The organism is Limnoglobus roseus, from assembly GCF_008254045.1.
GTDB lineage: Bacteria > Planctomycetota > Planctomycetia > Gemmatales > Gemmataceae > Limnoglobus > Limnoglobus roseus.
On sequence record NZ_CP042425.1, the window covers coordinates 969686 to 985087 of the forward strand.

Below are 15402 nucleotides of genomic sequence, written 5' to 3' on the forward strand. Positions count from 1 at the left end.
CATCACCAGATGCTATCGAGTTGGCGATTTCGGCGACTTCATCCCTGGAAATCGCCCCGTCGGAACTTTCCCGGCGCGGGCTGAACCGACTCTCGCGATCCGCAGTCGCGTCTCATCTGGTCAACCGCCCCAACCGCTTCGGTCGTGCGAAACGACTCCGCCCGCACACACGGCCGGAACTCGATCTCCGAATTGCGACGAGGGGCTGTCCGCTCCGCTTGTGGCAGACCCGTGGGTGAAGGGAGCGGTGAACGGGGACAAGTCTGTCCCGAATCACGTCTCGACTTCAGCTGCCCGCCGCGTGCGCTGCCACACCATTTCCCGCGGGACGAAACCGCCGAGGGTGACACCCACGAGTCGGGCGACGATCCAGGGGGCACTCAGAAGGTAGCCAATCCGCCGCCACGTCAGGCCGACCTGCGCCGCCGCGTAGAGGTAGACGCCGCCGGTCAGCAGCACAAGCACGCCGTACCACGCGGCTAGCGTGAAGTTCGCCGCCACCCCAACGAGCAGTCCCGTCGCCAGCAATTGGGCCAGCACCAGCGGCTTGCTCTCCACGCACCGCAGGACAAAGCCGGGGCCGCCGAACAACGCGGCCCGCCAGCGGCGGCGTTGCTGGTACAGGTCGCCTTGCCGCGTCGGCGTTTCCGACCGCACGAGCGGCCGCCCTTCGAACCGCACGCGAACGCCGCCGGCCGCGAGGCGGTCGGAGTACTCCGCGTCTTCCGTCAGGCCGAAGTCCTGCCACGGGAATCGCTCCAGCACGTCCCGCCGGAAGCACATGCCCGACCCCCGTAGCGGCACCGGCCGCCCGACGCGGTCCTTCCCGGCCGACAGGAGGTTGTCGAAGACGTTGCCCATCGCCCCGACGAAGCTCGTACTCGCGTCGTCGGCGTTCCGCGTAAGGACCGCACACTGCACCGCTTCCGCCCCGCCTTCGAGGTGGGCGTCCAGCACGCGGAAGGTTTCCGGCTCGATTTGACAATCGGCGTCCAGGATCAGCACCGCGTCCGGCCGTTCCGCGAGAATTGATTCCAGCCCGAGCGCGAGGGCATAGCCCTTCCCACGCTGAACCGCGTCGGTGCGTTCCAGGGCCGTGACGCCGAACTGCTGTGCGAGGCGGGTCGTGCCGTCGGTGCAGTTGTCCGCGACGACCACGACTGTTCGCAGTTCCGCCGGGTAGTCGGCCTTCAAGATCGACTCCAACGAAAGGCCGAGCGAGAGTTCCTCGTCGTGGGCCGGGATCAGTACCGCGATCCGACGGTTCGGGCGGTCCGACGGGGCGAGCGACCGCCGCTGGCCGAGGAGTGCGAAGCCGACGTAGTACAGGCACGCGGCCGTCGCGGGCACGAGGAATATCAAGGCTACCAGCAGTGCGATCATGGGTTCGCCGACCTCGGGGTGCGGGTTCCGGGCGTTCAGGGTACGCCATCCCGCGGGATTCGTGGAAGCCGAACTTCGCCTTGCCCAGTTTCCGTCGATTGGGTACTTTCGCGGCCACCGAAACTACCGGGCTGGAAGGACGCCGCATGAGCGACGCTACTACACCACTGATTCACCCGACGGCCGTGATCTCGGCCGAGGCCGAACTCGCGGCCGACGTTCGCGTCGGGCCGTATGCGGTCATCGACGGGCCGGTCCGCCTCGGGGCCGGGTGCGTCGTCCGGGCGCACGCGCAACTCGTCGGCCCCCTGACGGCCGGCGAGGATAACGACTTCGGCCGCAGCTGTGTGATCGGCGAACGGCCACAGCACCTGGCGTACAAGGGCGAACCGACGGGCGTGACCATCGGCCACCGGAACACCTTCCGCGAGCACGTCACCATCCACCGCGGGATGCCGGTCGGTGCCGGCCGCGGCGTCACGACCCTCGGCGACGGCAACTACCTCATGTGCGGCAGCCACCTCGGGCACGATTGCATCGTTGGCAACAACGCCATCATCGTGAACAGTGCCCTGCTCGGCGGCCACTGCGAAGTCGGCGACCGCGCGCTCATCTCGGGCAACGCCGGCATCCATCAGAATTGCCGCATCGGCCGGCTGGCACTGGTCCGCGGGCTGGCGATCGTGTCGATGGACGTGCCGCCGTTCTGGATCGTGCAATCGCCGAACAGCGCCGCCGGCGTGAACCTCATCGGCATGCGGCGGGCCGGGATACCGTCGGCCGACATCCAGGCCGTGCGGAAGGCGTTCAACATTCTCTACCGCGGCGGACTGATCCTCTCGCTGGCCGTCGCCAAGATCGAGGCGGACCTCGGGGCCAGCCCGACGATTCAAGAACTGATTCAGTTCATCCGCACGACGAAGCGCGGCATCCCCGGCTCGCACCGCCACAACAACGACGAAGCTCAAGCGGCCTGAACCCATGCCCAACCTTGATCCCGCTTCGAACACCCTCTCCCTCCTCCGACGGCTGCCGCGGTGGGCCGTCGTCGTGTGGATCGTGCTCCTCGTCGGCGTCATCGGCCGGGTGGCAAAAGCCTCGCCGCTGTCCGGCACGGTCGTGCCGATCTACCTGACAGCGGGCGAGCGGTGGCTGCACGGCGAAGACATCTACGCCCCCGCGCCGCCGCACGACGTGTACCGCAACCCGCCCGGCGTGGCCGCGTTCTTCGCTCCGTTGTCGCTACTCCCGCCGAAGACGGCCGCCATCCTCTGGCGACTCTTCGGCGTGGCCCTCTACGTGACTGGCCTCTTGAAGTTGCTACGCCAGGCCCCGGTCGAAGCGGCCACGAGCCGGCAACTCGGCCTCCTCGCGTTCCTGGCGGCGCTCCTCATCATCCCGAGTTTCAACAACGGCCAGGTGAACGTCGCAATCATCGGCAGCCTGCTGCACGCGACGGCCGACTTCCGCCGCGGCCACCTCTGGCGGGCGGCGGCGTGGATCGCCTTCGCGAGCTTCTTCAAGATTTACCCACTGGCCCTCGGCCTGCTGTTCTGCGTCGTCGCCCCGCGGTTCCTCGTGCGGCTGGTGCCCACCATCGTCGTGGCCGCCCTACTGCCGTTCGCCTGTCAGCAGTCGGACTACGTGGCCGCGATGCACAACCGGCTGGTCGAATTTCTGGAACTGGAAGGCCACTTCCGCGCAATCCTGACCCGTGCCCCGTGGGACTGGACGATCATCGCCCGCGTGTGGTTCGACGTGCAAATTTCGAAGGACACGAGCCAACTCGTGTCCGCGGCCGCCGGCCTGACGTTCGCGGTCGTCGTCGGGTTCGCCCGGTGGCGGCGGCCGGAGGCGGCGATCGGCACCGCGTTTTCGCTCGGCTGCATTTGGATGACGCTCTTCGGCCCGGCGACGGAGAACTCGACGTACACGCTCCTGGCCCCGGCCGCGGCGCTCCTGATGTTGAACCGCCCGTGGTACCGTCAGCCGGTCGGCTTGGCGGCGGCCACCCTGCTGGCGCTGCCGATCTTGCGCGGCCTGTTCCCGAGTAGCGAGGTGATGCCGTTGCGGACGGCCCAACCGTTCGCGGCGATTCTCTTGTTGGGCCTGACGGTGAGCGACGTGCTGCGCTCCCGCCGTCCGGTAGAAATGCAAGAAGCCCAGGCGTTGCTACGGCCGGGCTTCCCGTCGATCACGTCCCGCGAAGCGGGCGGGGTTTAGCCTTCGTCGCGGGGTCAGGAGTGGCCGAGGACCGGGTGCGGCCGGTACGGCTCCTCCAGCGACTTCAACTCACCGGCGTCGAGTTTCAGGTCAACGGCGGCGATCGCGTCCTCAAGATGGTGCGGCTTCGACGCACCGACGATCGGGGCCGTCACGGCCGGTTGTTGCAGTAGCCACGCCAGGGCGACCCGGGCGTTCGGCACGCCCCGTCGCTTCGCCACTTCCGACAACCGCTCGACCACCGTGAAGTCCGCGTCCTGGTAGTAGAGCTTGTGCGCGAAGTCGTCCGTCTTGGCCCGACTCGTCTCGCCCCGGTCGGCGGAAGAACGGTTGCCGGCCAGGAAGCCGCGGGCCAGCGGGCTCCACGGCAGCAGGCCGATGCCCTCGTCCCGGCAGAGCGGGTTCACTTCTCGCTCCTCCTCGCGGTAGACCAAGTTGTAATGGTTCTGCATCGTCACGAACCGCGCCCACCCGTGCCGCTCGGACGCGCGGAGCATTTTGGCCAACTGCCACGCGAACATGCTCGACGCGCCGATGTGGAGCACCTTCCCCGCCCGCACCACGGCGTCCAACGCCGCGAGCGTTTCCTCGACCGGGGTGGTCGGGTCGAAGCGGTGAATCTGGTACAGGTCCACGTAGTCGAGCTGGAGGCGCTTCAGGCTCGCGTCGATGGCGTGCCGGATGTGCTTGGCCGACAGCCCCCGCTCGTTGGGCGTTTGGCCCATCGGGTTGAAGACCTTCGTCGCAATTACCACCTGCTCGCGGGGAATCGAGAGTGCCCGCAAGGCCCGCCCCAGAACTTCTTCGCTAGCCCCGTCGGAGTACATGTCGGCCGTGTCGAAGAAGTTGATCCCCGCTTCCCACGCCTGCCGAAAGAAGGGGCGGCTGGCGTCTTCATCGAGAACCCACGGCCGCCACCGGCTGCTGCCGTAGGTCATGCACCCCAGGCAAATCCGCGACACCTTGAGGCCGGTCGCACCGAGGTTGACGTAGTCCATGAGTTCACCGCGTGAGAATGATGAAGGCGATGGGGACAGGGAGTATACTCCCTGTCCCCATCGCCCTTACGAATCGCCGTCGGGTCGGATTACCGCCGTTTCACGTCCTTCTCGTAGATGTCGGCCTTCGTCTGCCGGTCCGCGAGGAGGTGCTCGGAGAAGAAGTCCCACATCCGCTGCGTGAAGTACGGCTGGGCGGGGCCGAAGCCGTGCCGGGCACCCGGGATGATGAGCAGTTCGAACCGCTTGTTCGCCTTGATGAGGGCGTCGGTCAGCCGCATCGTGTTCGCCGGGTGGACGTTGTTGTCGATCTCCCCGTGAACCAACAGCAGGTGCCCCTTCAGGTTCGCCGCCAACTCCGCGTTCGTCGGCACCTTGATCTCGAACTTCATCTTCGGCGGGGCCTTCTCCTCGGCCTTCTTTTCGTCGCCCTTTTTCTCCTCGTCTTTCTTTACCTCGGCCTTCTTAGCTTCTTCCGTCGTCTTCTTTTCCTCGACCTTCTTCATGTCTTGCTTCCCCTCGGTCGCCTTCTTGGTTTCCTCGGTCGCCTTCTTGGTCTCCTCGATCGCCTTCTTCGCGTCTTGCTTGGCATCCTCGATCGTCTTCTTCGCGTCTTGCTTGGCCTCGGCGGCCTTCTTCTCTTCGGCCTTCTTGGCCTCGACCTTCGCCGCCTCGGCGGCTTGCTGTTTCACCTCGGCCAGTTTCTTCTGCAACTCGGCCAGCTTCTTTTCGACCTCCTCGACGGACTGCTTGTCTTCGGGGTCGAAGCCCGTCAGTACGGCCTCGATCTCGGCTTCGATCTCTTCCTCCTCGGCCGGGGGCCGACGACGACCGCCCTGACCCTGGCCGGTGCCCGTCCGCGTGGCCCCGCCCTGGCCTGTGCTGCCGGTCGCGGCGTCCTTCTTCTCCTCGATCACGGCCACTTCCTTCATGCCGTGGTACCGCTCGGACCAGTTGTCGTTGTAGATGTTGTTGTCGTGGTTCCCGGCGCTCGCGACGGCGACCTTGAAGAAGTCGTTGTACGGCGGCTGCAACACGGCCGCGGCCGACATGAACCCGCCGCCCGAGTGGCCATAGATGCCGACGCGGTTCAGGTCGATGTAGGCGTGCCGGGCGGCGAGTTGTTCGATGGCCGCTTTCTTGTCCACCAGGCCGTAGTCGCGGAGGTTGTAGTACCCGAAACTGTGGTACGCCTTCGACCGCTCCGGGCTGCCGCCGCGGTGGCCGACCTGAATCACGATGAACCCGAGTTGCGCCATTTGCATCGGCTGGCTGTGGGCCGCGAACTTGTGCGTGACGCCCTCCGTCTGCGGGCCGGGGTAGACGTTGGCGATGATCGGGTACGATTTCTTCGGGTCGAAGTCGAACGGCTTCCACAGGTTCCCGTACAGGTCCGTCACGCCGTCGGCCGCCTTCACGACGAACGTCTCCGGCGTCCGCCACCCGGTCGCCTTCAACTGCGACAGGTCGGTCTGTTCCAGCGTCATCACGGGGTGGCCGAGTTCGTCGTAAACCATCGAGATCGGGGCGTGGTCAGTCGCGCTCGCCGTCGAGACGACGAACTTCTTCGACGGCGACAGGTACGACTGGTGGTTCAACCCGCCCTTAACCGGCGACACTTTTGGCCCGATGTCCGTCGAGTTCAAGTTCACCGGGATGACGCTCGGGTCGAGTTGCGTCAGCCCGGTGCCGTCGAACCGCACGCGGTACAGGTGGTTGTAATAAATGTTCTCGCCGTGCTCGCGGGCGTTGCCGACGAAGTAGAGTTGCTTGTTCTTGCCGTCCACGTCGACAATCCGGCTCGTCCGCCACTGGCCGGCGGTGATGGCGTTCTTCAGCGTCCCGTCGCGGCCGTACAGGTAGAAGTGGCCCCACCCGCTCCGCTCAGACCACCAGATCAACTCGTCCGTCTCTTCGACGAACCGAACCGGCTGCGAGTCAAGGAAGGCCGAGTCGAACGACTCGGCGAACAGACTCTTCTCGGCCCCAGTCAGCACGTCGATGGTGCAGATCGCCAGGTTCCGCTGGAGGCGGTCGCGGCGGATGAACCGGAGTTCGTTGGCGGCCTTGCCCCAGACGACGCCACTGAACCGCTCGTCCTTCCACTTCGGCTTCACGGCCGTGAGGGCCTTCTTCGACACGTCGCAGTAGAAGAGTTCTTGCTTGCGGACCTTCTCCTCGCCGGGCATCGGGTACTTGTACTGTTCGAGCTTCGGCCGCGGCGTGGCGAGCGAATCGACGAGGTACAACTCCTGCACCCCGCGGCTGTCGGACCGCGTGACGAAGAACGCCTTCGAGTCGGGCGACCACGTCACGCTGGGCCGCGACTTCCGCTCCTCGGCCGTCGGCGGCTTCGCCTCGCCTTGTGTCTGAGCCTGGGCCTCGCTACCGACCTGCCGGCCACGGCCGAACGTGCCCCGCCCCGGGCCGAAGGTGTACTCGTCTTCGCCGTCCTTGCTCAGCTGAACGGCCTTGTCTTCGGCCCCCTCGTCGGCCAGGTAGAGGTTGTGCTTGAAGGCGTAGACGTACTTCTTCTTGTCCGGCGAAATCGCCTTGTAGCTCGCGGCGGCGGCCGGCGGGGTCGTCTGGTTCCCTTGCTGCTGTTGTTGTTGGTCCTGCTGCTGTTGGTTCTGCTGGTCGTCCTGGCGTTGCCCGCGGTCGCGAATCTCCTCAAATTGCTTCCGTTGCTCCTCGGTCATTCGGGCCAGCGTTTCGGGCGACGCCTGGAATCCCGTGCGGACGACTTTGGCCCCCTTCGTGAGTTTGCCGGCGGCCAGGTCGTACTCGTACTGGTACTCGTCGAAGGCGAACTTCATCTTCTTACCGTCGTCGGTCACGCTCACCCGACTCAGGGCGAGCGTCTCCACGTCGAGCGGCTTCTTGGCGAGTTCGGACAGGGCGGCGGCGACGTTCGCGGCGTCGAAGAGGGGGGCCTTCGTTTTCTTAGCCGGGTCCACCAGCCAGTACGCCGTACCACCCGGGGTGCGGGCCGTGTACCAGAACTGATCGGTCTTGCCGATCCACTGCGGGAAGACGTTGGTCTCCTGAACATTGCGGTAAACGAACTCGCGGCTGAACTTCTGAGCGAGGGGGTAGTTCGCCCCGGAAACCTTCTCCGGCTCGGCGGCGGGCGCGGCCGCCAGACACAAGATGAAGTACGCAACGGACGCGGAACCAGACCAGATACGAGTCATGTCGGCATAGCCCTGGCGTAGAAGGAAGATTTTGCCCAAACTACCACAAAGGTGCCGCGGCCGGAAGGGTGCGAGGAAAACATGAAAGGAAATTCACGATCTCCAGCACACATTGAAGCCAGTCAACGGTGGCCCGGCAGGCGATGGCGCACGGTCTGCGATCGAAGGCGACGGTTGTAAGCATGGTAGCCGCGGCGAAGAATAATCCAGTACCTTCGCCGCGAGTGACCGCCATGAAAAGCTTGTCCGACGTTCCGCTCTCGGTCCTCGACCTCTGCCCGGTGCGCGAGGGGGGCACGGCGGCCGAGTCCTTCCGCGAGAGCCTCGACCTCGCCCGCACGGCCGAGCGGTGCAGCTACCGGCGGTACTGGGTCGCCGAACACCACGGTTTGCCGGGCGTGGCTAGCGCGGCGACAGCCGTGGTCATTGCCCACCTCGCCGCCGGCACGTCCCGCATTCGCGTCGGGTCCGGCGGCGTCATGCTCCCCAACCACGCCCCGTTGGTGATCGCCGAACAGTTCGGCACGCTCGCCGCGCTCCACCCCGGCCGCATCGACTTGGGCCTCGGGCGTGCCCCCGGCGGGGACGCGCGAACGTACCGCGCCCTGCGACGAAACCTGAACGGCGGGGATGCCTTCCCTCAGGACGTGCGAGAGTTGATGGCGTACTTCCGGCCCGGCGGCCCCGGCAACGGCGTTCACGCCGTCCCGGGCGAGGGGTTAGACGTGCCCGTGTGGCTGCTCGGGTCGAGCGACTTCAGCGCGCGGCTCGCGGCCGAACTGGGCCTGCCGTTCGCGTTCGCCTCGCACTTCGCCCCGGACTCGCTCCACCAGGCGATTGCCCTCTATCATCGGCACTTCGAACCGTCGGAATCGCTCGCCCAGCCCTACGTCATGGTCGCGGCAAACGCGGTGGCGGCCGACACCGACCGCGAAGCGTCGCGATTGTTCACGTCGGTCCAGCAACAGTTTCTCAACCTCGTCCGCGGCTCGCCGGGACAATTCCCGCCGCCGGTCGATTCGATGGACTCGCGTTGGACGCTAGTCGAGCGAGCGCACGTCGAGCGGATGACCCGGTGTTCGGCCGTCGGCTCGCCCGACACGGTGCGGTGGCGACTGGAAGGAATCCTGGCCGAAACGAACGCGGACGAACTGATTCTCACGACCCCACTCTACGACCACGCCACCCGACTCCGGTCCGTCGAACTCGTCGCCGGGTTGCGACACGAGTCATAACTTCGCGGCACCCGCTCCCGGAGGTGCTGTAGGGTGAGAGCCACGGGACGGCCGTCCCGTGGCTCTCACCCTACAATCTCCCGGAACCCTCACCCCACGCGGAGTCGCCATGAAGATCGGCATGAACCTTCTGCTCTGGACCGGCCACGTCACCGAGGAGCACTACCCACTGCTCGCGAAGATCAAGGCGGCCGGCTACGACGGCGTCGAACTGCCGCTCTTCGAGGGCGACCCGAGCCACTTCAAGAAAGTGAAGACCGAACTCGACAAGCAAGGGTTGAAGTGCACCACCGTGACCGTGGTGAACCCCGAGCACAGCCCGATCAGCCCCGACGCGAGCATTCGCAAGGCCGCCCACGAGCGGCACAAGTGGGCCATCGACTGTAGTGCCGCCCTCGGCGCGGAAACGATGCTCGGGCCGTTCCACTCGCCGCTCGGCGTCTTCACCGGCGACGGCCCGACGGCCGACGAGAAGAAGCGGGCCGCCGAGGTGTTGCGACAGGCCGCCGAGTACGCGAAGCAGGCGAACCTGATGCTCGCCATCGAGTACCTGAACCGCTTCGAGTGTTACTTCCTGACGACCGCCGCGGACGCCGTGGCCCTGGTGAAGAGTGTGGACCACCCGAACTTCCGCACGATGTACGACACGTTCCACGCAAACATCGAGGAAGTCCGCCCGAGCACGGCCATCCGCACGATTTCCCCGGTACTGGCCCACGTCCACATCAGCGAGAACAACCGCGGCACGCCGGGCACCGGGCAGGTGAACTGGTTCGAAACCTTCCGCAGCCTCCGCGAAGTCGGCTATGACGGCTGGCTGACGATCGAAGCCTTCGGCCGCGCACTGCCGGCCCTGGCCGCCGCGACCCGCGTCTGGCGGGACTTCTTCCCATCGCCGGACCACGTGTACACGGAAGGGATCGGGTTCATCCAGTCGATGTGGAAGCTGGCAAAGGTGTAAAGCTCGGTAAACTGCGCCGGCCCCGCCGAACGTGCCCGGCGGGGCTACCCATTTTCCGCACTTCGCCCGTCACAACCCCGCGGATTGCTGACAGAGCTGGCCGATTCTTCTGGTAACGGCGTGTGAGGACACACGCACCGGAGGCTTCACGGATGGCACGGCTCAACCGCACCTGGCTCGGCATCTTCGCCCTTGGCTTTGTCCCGCTGGCAATGGCCGCGGAACCCACACCACCGACCGGCACGCCGCAGGTTTTCGTGCCGTGGGCGAACAAATTCTTCAAGAAGGACAACCCGCCGTCGGTCATCGTCCACGACTTCGGGACAGTCCCGCACGGCACGATGCTGACGCACAAGTTCACGTTCACGAACATCTACGACGTGCCCATGCAGATCATCGACGTGCGGAAGTCGTGCACGTGCCTGGACGCCGACCCGCCGCAGAAGGTGCTGCAACCGAACGAGTCGGCCGACATCGTGCTGACCATGAACGCCGCGAAGTTCAACGGCCCGAACGCGCAGACGTTCTACGTCACGTTCGGCCCGCAGTACGTCTCGACGGCCGTCATTCGCGTGCAGGCCAACAGCCGGGCCGACGTGCAACTCTCGCCGGGGCACGTCAACTTCGGCGTGGTGCAGCAGGGGGCGAAGGCGGCCCAGGTGGTGACGATCAAGTACGTCGGCAAGATGCGGGACTGGAAGATCACGGAAGTCGTGAAGCCGAGCGGCCCGCTCGACGTGCAACTGACCGACCCGAAGGGGCCGGAGTTCGCGGTCACGGTATCGCTAAAGGCTGACGCCCCGGCCGGCACGATTCTCGAACCGATCACGCTGAAGACGAACGACCCGACCGCGTCGCTGTTGCAGTTCAACGTGGCCGGCGTCGTGCAAGCCCCGATCACGGTGGCCCCGGAGAAGGTCAAGTTCGAGGGCGTGAAGCTCGGCGACGAGCAAACGCAGAAGGTGATCCTGCGGGCGACGAAGGCGTTCAAGGTGGAAGCGGTTGCCGACGCGGGCGACGGTCTGACCATCGAGCCGGGCGAGGTTGCCTCGCCGGTGCAAATCATCACGGTGAAGTTCAAGCCGGTCGGCACCGGCGCGTGGAAACGTGAACTGAAGCTCAAGACCGACCTGGGTGAAGCCCCGCTGACGGTGGAACTGGAAGCGGTGCAGTAATACTGACTGGAACCCCTGCGGCCGCGGCGATTCGCCGCGGCCGCTTGCGTTACGGGCGACGGCCGGCGATGATGGAAGGTTCAATCCGGAGGCCCACCGATGGACGAACACTACGCCACCCGCCAGCGGTGGGCTGAAGTCCTGGCCATGTACGGGGAATACTTTCCGCATTGGAGCCGAGACACGGTTGACCGGTTGGCCCGGCATGCGGAACTGATTGAAGAACTGTTGAATTGCCGCGGCATCATGCGGCTCCATCCAATTACGTCCCACTTCTCGCTCGGGTTCATCCGCTCCGACGCGACGGATCACATCCCCGGAGACACCTACATCGACATCGAAGTACCGAGTACCGGCGAATACCTCATCGCACTGGCCCACTATCGCCGGATTCCGCCCGCGAGTGCATGCCAATCGGAACGGTTGACGCTGTATGATCGCACCTGCCCGCACGTGCGGTCGGCGGTGCGGGCGGTTCGCGTGGCCGCCCGGCTGATGGGCGTGAAAATCAGCCAGCCGCAACGGGAGAAGCCACCGGCCGGAGCGATGCGACGGCAGTGGCTGGTCATCTCGAAGGACGGGCTGTTCGCCCCGCCGCGGCCGAAGGTGTACCGCGAACTGCGGTTGGACGGGTTCGCGTTCGAGGAATGAGGGCGAGCCGAACTCCGTAAGGAGTCGGGTGAATCGCTGGTTGCCGCCGCGATTCACCCGACTCCTTACGGAGTTCGGCTCGCCAAGTCACTTCGGGAACCAGTCCTGCAACGACGTGACGGTTAGCTCCTGCTCCCGCAGCGCCTTCATCGCGTCGGCGGCCATCGCGGCCCCGGAGAGCGTCGTGATGCACGTCACGCGGTTGGACACCGACGCCGCGCGAATCTTGCTCTCGTCGGTGTGGTGGCCGCGGCCGCTCGGCGTGTTGACGATCAGTTGCACCTCGCCGTTCTTCATGTAGTCGAGCAGGTTCGGCCGGCCCTCCTGAATCTTCGGCACCTCCGACACCGGAATGCCGTGCTCCTGGAACACGGCCGCGGTGCCGCGGGTGGCGAGCAGGCGGAAGCCCATCTCGGCGAACCGCTTCGCGATCGGCACGGCCGCGAGCTTGTCGTGCTTCGCCAGGCTGATGAAGATCGTGCCCTTGGTCGGCAGGGCGGCCGACGCCGCGAGTTGGGCCTTCGCGAAGGCCATCGCGTAGCTCACGTCGATGCCCATGACCTCGCCGGTCGACTTCATCTCCGGGCCGAGGATGATGTCCACGCCCGGGAACTTGTTGAACGGGAAGACGCTCTCCTTCACCGAGTAGTGCTTCGGGATCGTCTCGCCCGTCACGCCGAGTTGGTCGAGCGTTTTGCCGGCCATCACGAGCGCGGCGAGGCGGGCGAGCGGCACGCCGATGGCCTTCGACACGAACGGGATCGTCCGGCTCGCCCGCGGGTTGGCTTCGAGCACGTACACCGTCGGCGTCGTGTTGTCGATCAGCCCCGTCACGGCGAACTGAATGTTCATCAGCCCCTTGACCTTCAGGGCCGTGGCGAGCTTCACCGCCTGCGTCTTGATCTCAGCGATGACGGCCGGCGGAAGGCTGTACGGCGGCAGCACGCACGCGGAGTCGCCGCTGTGAATGCCGGCCTCCTCGATGTGCTGCATGACGCCGCCGATGATCGTCCGCGTGCCGTCGCTGAGACAATCGACATCGACTTCCGTGGCGTTCTCCAGGAACTTGTCGATCAAGATTGGCTTGCCCGGCGACACGTCGATGGCCCGGCTCATGTACCCTTCGAGGGCGTCGTCGGCGTACACGATTTGCATGGCCCGCCCGCCGAGCACGAAGCTCGGTCGCACGAGCACCGGGTAGCCGATCTTGCGGGCCTGGGTGAGGGCCTGTTGAAGATCGACGGCCGTGCCGTTGGCCGGCTGTTGTAGTTTGATTTCGTCGATCAACTTCGCGAACCGCTTGCGGTCCTCAGCGATGTCGATGCTGTCCACGCTCGTGCCGATGATCGGCACGCCGTGGCTTTCGAGCGCCTTCGCGAGGTTCAGCGGCGTCTGCCCGCCGAACTGCACGATGACGCCCTTCGGCTTCATGCGGTCGTAGATGTTCAGCACGTCTTCGACCGTCAGCGGCTCAAAGAACAGGTGGTCGGACGTGTCGTAGTCGGTGCTGACCGTCTCCGGGTTCGAGTTCACCATGATGACTTCGTACCCGGCCGCCCGCAACGCGAACGCGGCCTGTACGCAGCAGTAGTCGAACTCGATCCCCTGGCCGATGCGGTTCGGCCCGCCGCCGAGGATCATGATGCGATCCTTGCCGGTGGGTGGAAGGATCTCGTCTTCGGGGGCAGGCTCTAACCGGCTACCCAGATCATGGATCGAATGACGCAGATCGTGTATCGCTTCCCGCGCTCCCGGAACTTGATCGCCGATCTTAGCGGAAGATGGATCAACTCCAACAGGGGATTCCGGCTTCTGATACAGAACGCGGATCGGGGCCTCATACGTCGAGTAGTAGTACGGCGTGTACGCCTCGAACTCGGCGGCGCAGGTGTCCACCGACTTGAACACCGCGACGACGCCCATCGCCTTCCGCTTCGCGCGGATGTCGCTGTCGGTGCCACCCCAGAGGTTCGAGAGTTGCCGGTCGGTGAAGCCCCACTGCTTCGCTTTCAGCATCAGGTCGGGCGACACCTTCTCCAGTGGCCCGCCGGCCTTCAGTTCGTCCTCGAACTTCGTCAGGTCGTAGATGTTTTGCAGGAACCAGCGGTCGATCTTCGTGCGGGCGAACACGTCGTCGATCGTCATCCCGGCCTTGAAGGCGTAGCGGACGTACCAGATGCGATCGCTGTTCGGCGTCGTCAGCTTCGCGTTGATGTCGCTCATCGACGGCGGGTTGTCGCCGCCCCAGCGGTCACGCAGGTCGCAGCCGATGCCGAACCGGCCGACTTCCAGCCCGCGGAGGGCCTTCTGCAAGCTCTCCTTAAACGTGCGGCCGATGGCCATCGTCTCGCCGACCGACTTCATCTGCGTCGTCAGCGTCGGGTCGGCTTCCGGGAACTTCTCGAACGTGAACCGCGGCACCTTCGTGACCACGTAGTCGATCGTCGGCTCGAAACACGCCGGCGTCTCGCGGGTGATGTCGTTGCGCAGTTCGTCGAGCGTGTACCCAACGGCCAACTTCGCGGCGATCTTCGCGATCGGGAAGCCGGTCGCCTTCGACGCGAGCGCACTGCTGCGGCTGACCCGCGGGTTCATCTCGATGACGATCATCCGCCCCGTGCGGGGGTCGGTGGCGAACTGAATGTTGGAGCCGCCGGTTTCGACGCCGATCTCGCGAATGATGATCTTCGCGGCGTCGCGCATCCGCTGGTATTCCTTGTCGCTCAACGTCTGGGCCGGGGCGACGGTGATACTGTCGCCGGTGTGGACGCCCATCGGGTCGAGGTTCTCGATGCTACAGATGATGACGACGTTGTCGGCCTTGTCGCGCATCACCTCCAGCTCGTACTCCTTCCAGCCGATGACGCTCTCTTCGATGAGCACTTCCGTGGTCGGCGACAGTTCCAGGCCGCCGGAGACGATGGTGTTGTACTCCTCGCGGTTGTAGGCGATGCCGCCGCCGCTGCCGCCCATCGTGAAGCTCGGCCGGATGACGCACGGCAGGCCGATGGCGACTCGCGCTTCTTCCGCTTCGGCCATCGTGTGAACGACGAGGCTCTTCGGCACGTCGAGGCCGATTTTCAGCATCGCGTCCTTGAACTTCTGCCGGTCCTCGGCCTTGTCGATCACGTCGGCCTTCGCGCCGATCATCTCGACGCCGTGCTTGCGGAGGACGCCCTCCTTCCACAGCGACATTGCCGTGTTGAGGGCCGTCTGCCCGCCAAGCGTCGGCAGCAGCACGTCGGGCTTTTCCTTCTCGATGATCTTCTCGACGACCTGCCAGGTGATCGGCTCGATGTACGTGCGGTCGGCCGTCTCCGGGTCTGTCATGATCGTGGCCGGGTTCGAGTTCACCAGCACGACCTCGTAGCCCTCCTCGCGGAGGGCCTTGCAGGCTTGCGTGCCGGAATAGTCGAACTCACAGGCTTGACCGATGATGATGGGACCGGAACCGATGAGCAGGATCTTCTTGATGTCGGTGCGCTTGGGCATTGGTATCCAGAGCGTCGTGGGTGCGGCGAAAACGTCGGCCTCGCGGCGCAAACTCCACTTACACTACGGAACCGGCGAAAATCTCCAAGT

The 15402-nt window shown here is 65.5% G+C and carries 10 protein-coding genes; 6 read left to right on the forward strand and 4 right to left on the reverse strand.

The annotated features are described in order from the left end of the window. Positions 1–273 precede the first annotated feature (273 nt). The gene (locus PX52LOC_RS03875) at positions 274–1383 is read right to left on the reverse strand and encodes a glycosyltransferase family 2 protein (RefSeq protein ID WP_149108853.1); all 1110 of its coding nucleotides are present in this window, start codon (positions 1381–1383) and stop codon (positions 274–276) included. Positions 1384–1529: 146 nt separating this feature from the next. Here PX52LOC_RS03875 and lpxA point away from each other — a divergent pair, with 146 nt between their 5' ends. Both lpxA and PX52LOC_RS03885 read left to right on the forward strand, forming a co-directional pair. After that, a complete protein-coding gene (lpxA, locus tag PX52LOC_RS03880; protein WP_149108854.1) occupies positions 1530–2360 on the forward strand; it encodes an acyl-ACP--UDP-N-acetylglucosamine O-acyltransferase in 831 nt (276 codons plus the stop codon). Between the two features lie 4 nt (positions 2361–2364). Further along, positions 2365–3606 (forward strand): glycosyltransferase family 87 protein, encoded by a 1242-nt coding sequence (locus tag PX52LOC_RS03885; protein WP_149108855.1) that lies wholly within the window; start codon positions 2365–2367, stop codon positions 3604–3606. Positions 3607–3620: 14 nt separating this feature from the next. On the opposite strand, the gene PX52LOC_RS03890 is transcribed toward PX52LOC_RS03885, so the two are convergent. Continuing rightward, positions 3621–4604 (reverse strand): aldo/keto reductase, encoded by a 984-nt coding sequence (locus PX52LOC_RS03890; RefSeq protein ID WP_149108856.1) that lies wholly within the window; start codon positions 4602–4604, stop codon positions 3621–3623. A gap of 89 nt (positions 4605–4693) precedes the next feature. Beyond that, positions 4694–7798, reverse strand: coding sequence for a S9 family peptidase (locus PX52LOC_RS03895; RefSeq protein ID WP_149108857.1), 3105 nt, complete (start codon positions 7796–7798; stop codon positions 4694–4696). 233 nt (positions 7799–8031) lie between these two features. Between PX52LOC_RS03895 and PX52LOC_RS03900 the strand changes: the two genes are divergently transcribed. From PX52LOC_RS03900 to PX52LOC_RS03915, 4 genes are all read left to right on the forward strand, one after another. Then, positions 8032–9033, forward strand: a complete 1002-nt coding sequence (locus tag PX52LOC_RS03900) for an LLM class flavin-dependent oxidoreductase (RefSeq protein WP_149108858.1) — start codon at positions 8032–8034, stop codon at positions 9031–9033. A gap of 121 nt (positions 9034–9154) precedes the next feature. Continuing rightward, positions 9155–9994, forward strand: a complete 840-nt coding sequence (locus PX52LOC_RS03905) for a sugar phosphate isomerase/epimerase family protein (protein WP_246173646.1) — start codon at positions 9155–9157, stop codon at positions 9992–9994. Positions 9995–10146: 152 nt separating this feature from the next. Continuing rightward, positions 10147–11169 carry a DUF1573 domain-containing protein gene (locus PX52LOC_RS03910; RefSeq protein ID WP_149108860.1) on the forward strand — a complete coding sequence of 341 codons (1023 nt, stop codon included), beginning with the start codon at positions 10147–10149 and terminating at the stop codon, positions 11167–11169. A gap of 99 nt (positions 11170–11268) precedes the next feature. Continuing rightward, positions 11269–11820, forward strand: coding sequence for a hypothetical protein (locus PX52LOC_RS03915; protein ID WP_149108861.1), 552 nt, complete (start codon positions 11269–11271; stop codon positions 11818–11820). Between the two features lie 87 nt (positions 11821–11907). On the opposite strand, the gene carB is transcribed toward PX52LOC_RS03915, so the two are convergent. Continuing rightward, positions 11908–15312, reverse strand: coding sequence for a carbamoyl-phosphate synthase large subunit (gene carB, locus PX52LOC_RS03920; protein ID WP_149108862.1), 3405 nt, complete (start codon positions 15310–15312; stop codon positions 11908–11910). Positions 15313–15402: the final 90 nt, after the last annotated feature.

Coding starts and splice junctions, on each gene's coding strand:
- PX52LOC_RS03910 (WP_149108860.1), top strand. CDS start 10,147: ATGGCACGGCTCAACCGCACCTGGCTCGGCATCTTCGCCCTTGGCTTT.
- PX52LOC_RS03890 (WP_149108856.1), bottom strand. CDS start 4,604: ATGGACTACGTCAACCTCGGTGCGACCGGCCTCAAGGTGTCGCGGATT.
- PX52LOC_RS03875 (WP_149108853.1), bottom strand. CDS start 1,383: ATGATCGCACTGCTGGTAGCCTTGATATTCCTCGTGCCCGCGACGGCC.
- carB (WP_149108862.1), bottom strand. CDS start 15,312: ATGCCCAAGCGCACCGACATCAAGAAGATCCTGCTCATCGGTTCCGGT.
- PX52LOC_RS03900 (WP_149108858.1), top strand. CDS start 8,032: ATGAAAAGCTTGTCCGACGTTCCGCTCTCGGTCCTCGACCTCTGCCCG.
- PX52LOC_RS03905 (WP_246173646.1), top strand. CDS start 9,155: ATGAACCTTCTGCTCTGGACCGGCCACGTCACCGAGGAGCACTACCCA.
- PX52LOC_RS03885 (WP_149108855.1), top strand. CDS start 2,365: ATGCCCAACCTTGATCCCGCTTCGAACACCCTCTCCCTCCTCCGACGG.
- PX52LOC_RS03915 (WP_149108861.1), top strand. CDS start 11,269: ATGGACGAACACTACGCCACCCGCCAGCGGTGGGCTGAAGTCCTGGCC.
- lpxA (WP_149108854.1), top strand. CDS start 1,530: ATGAGCGACGCTACTACACCACTGATTCACCCGACGGCCGTGATCTCG.
- PX52LOC_RS03895 (WP_149108857.1), bottom strand. CDS start 7,798: ATGACTCGTATCTGGTCTGGTTCCGCGTCCGTTGCGTACTTCATCTTG.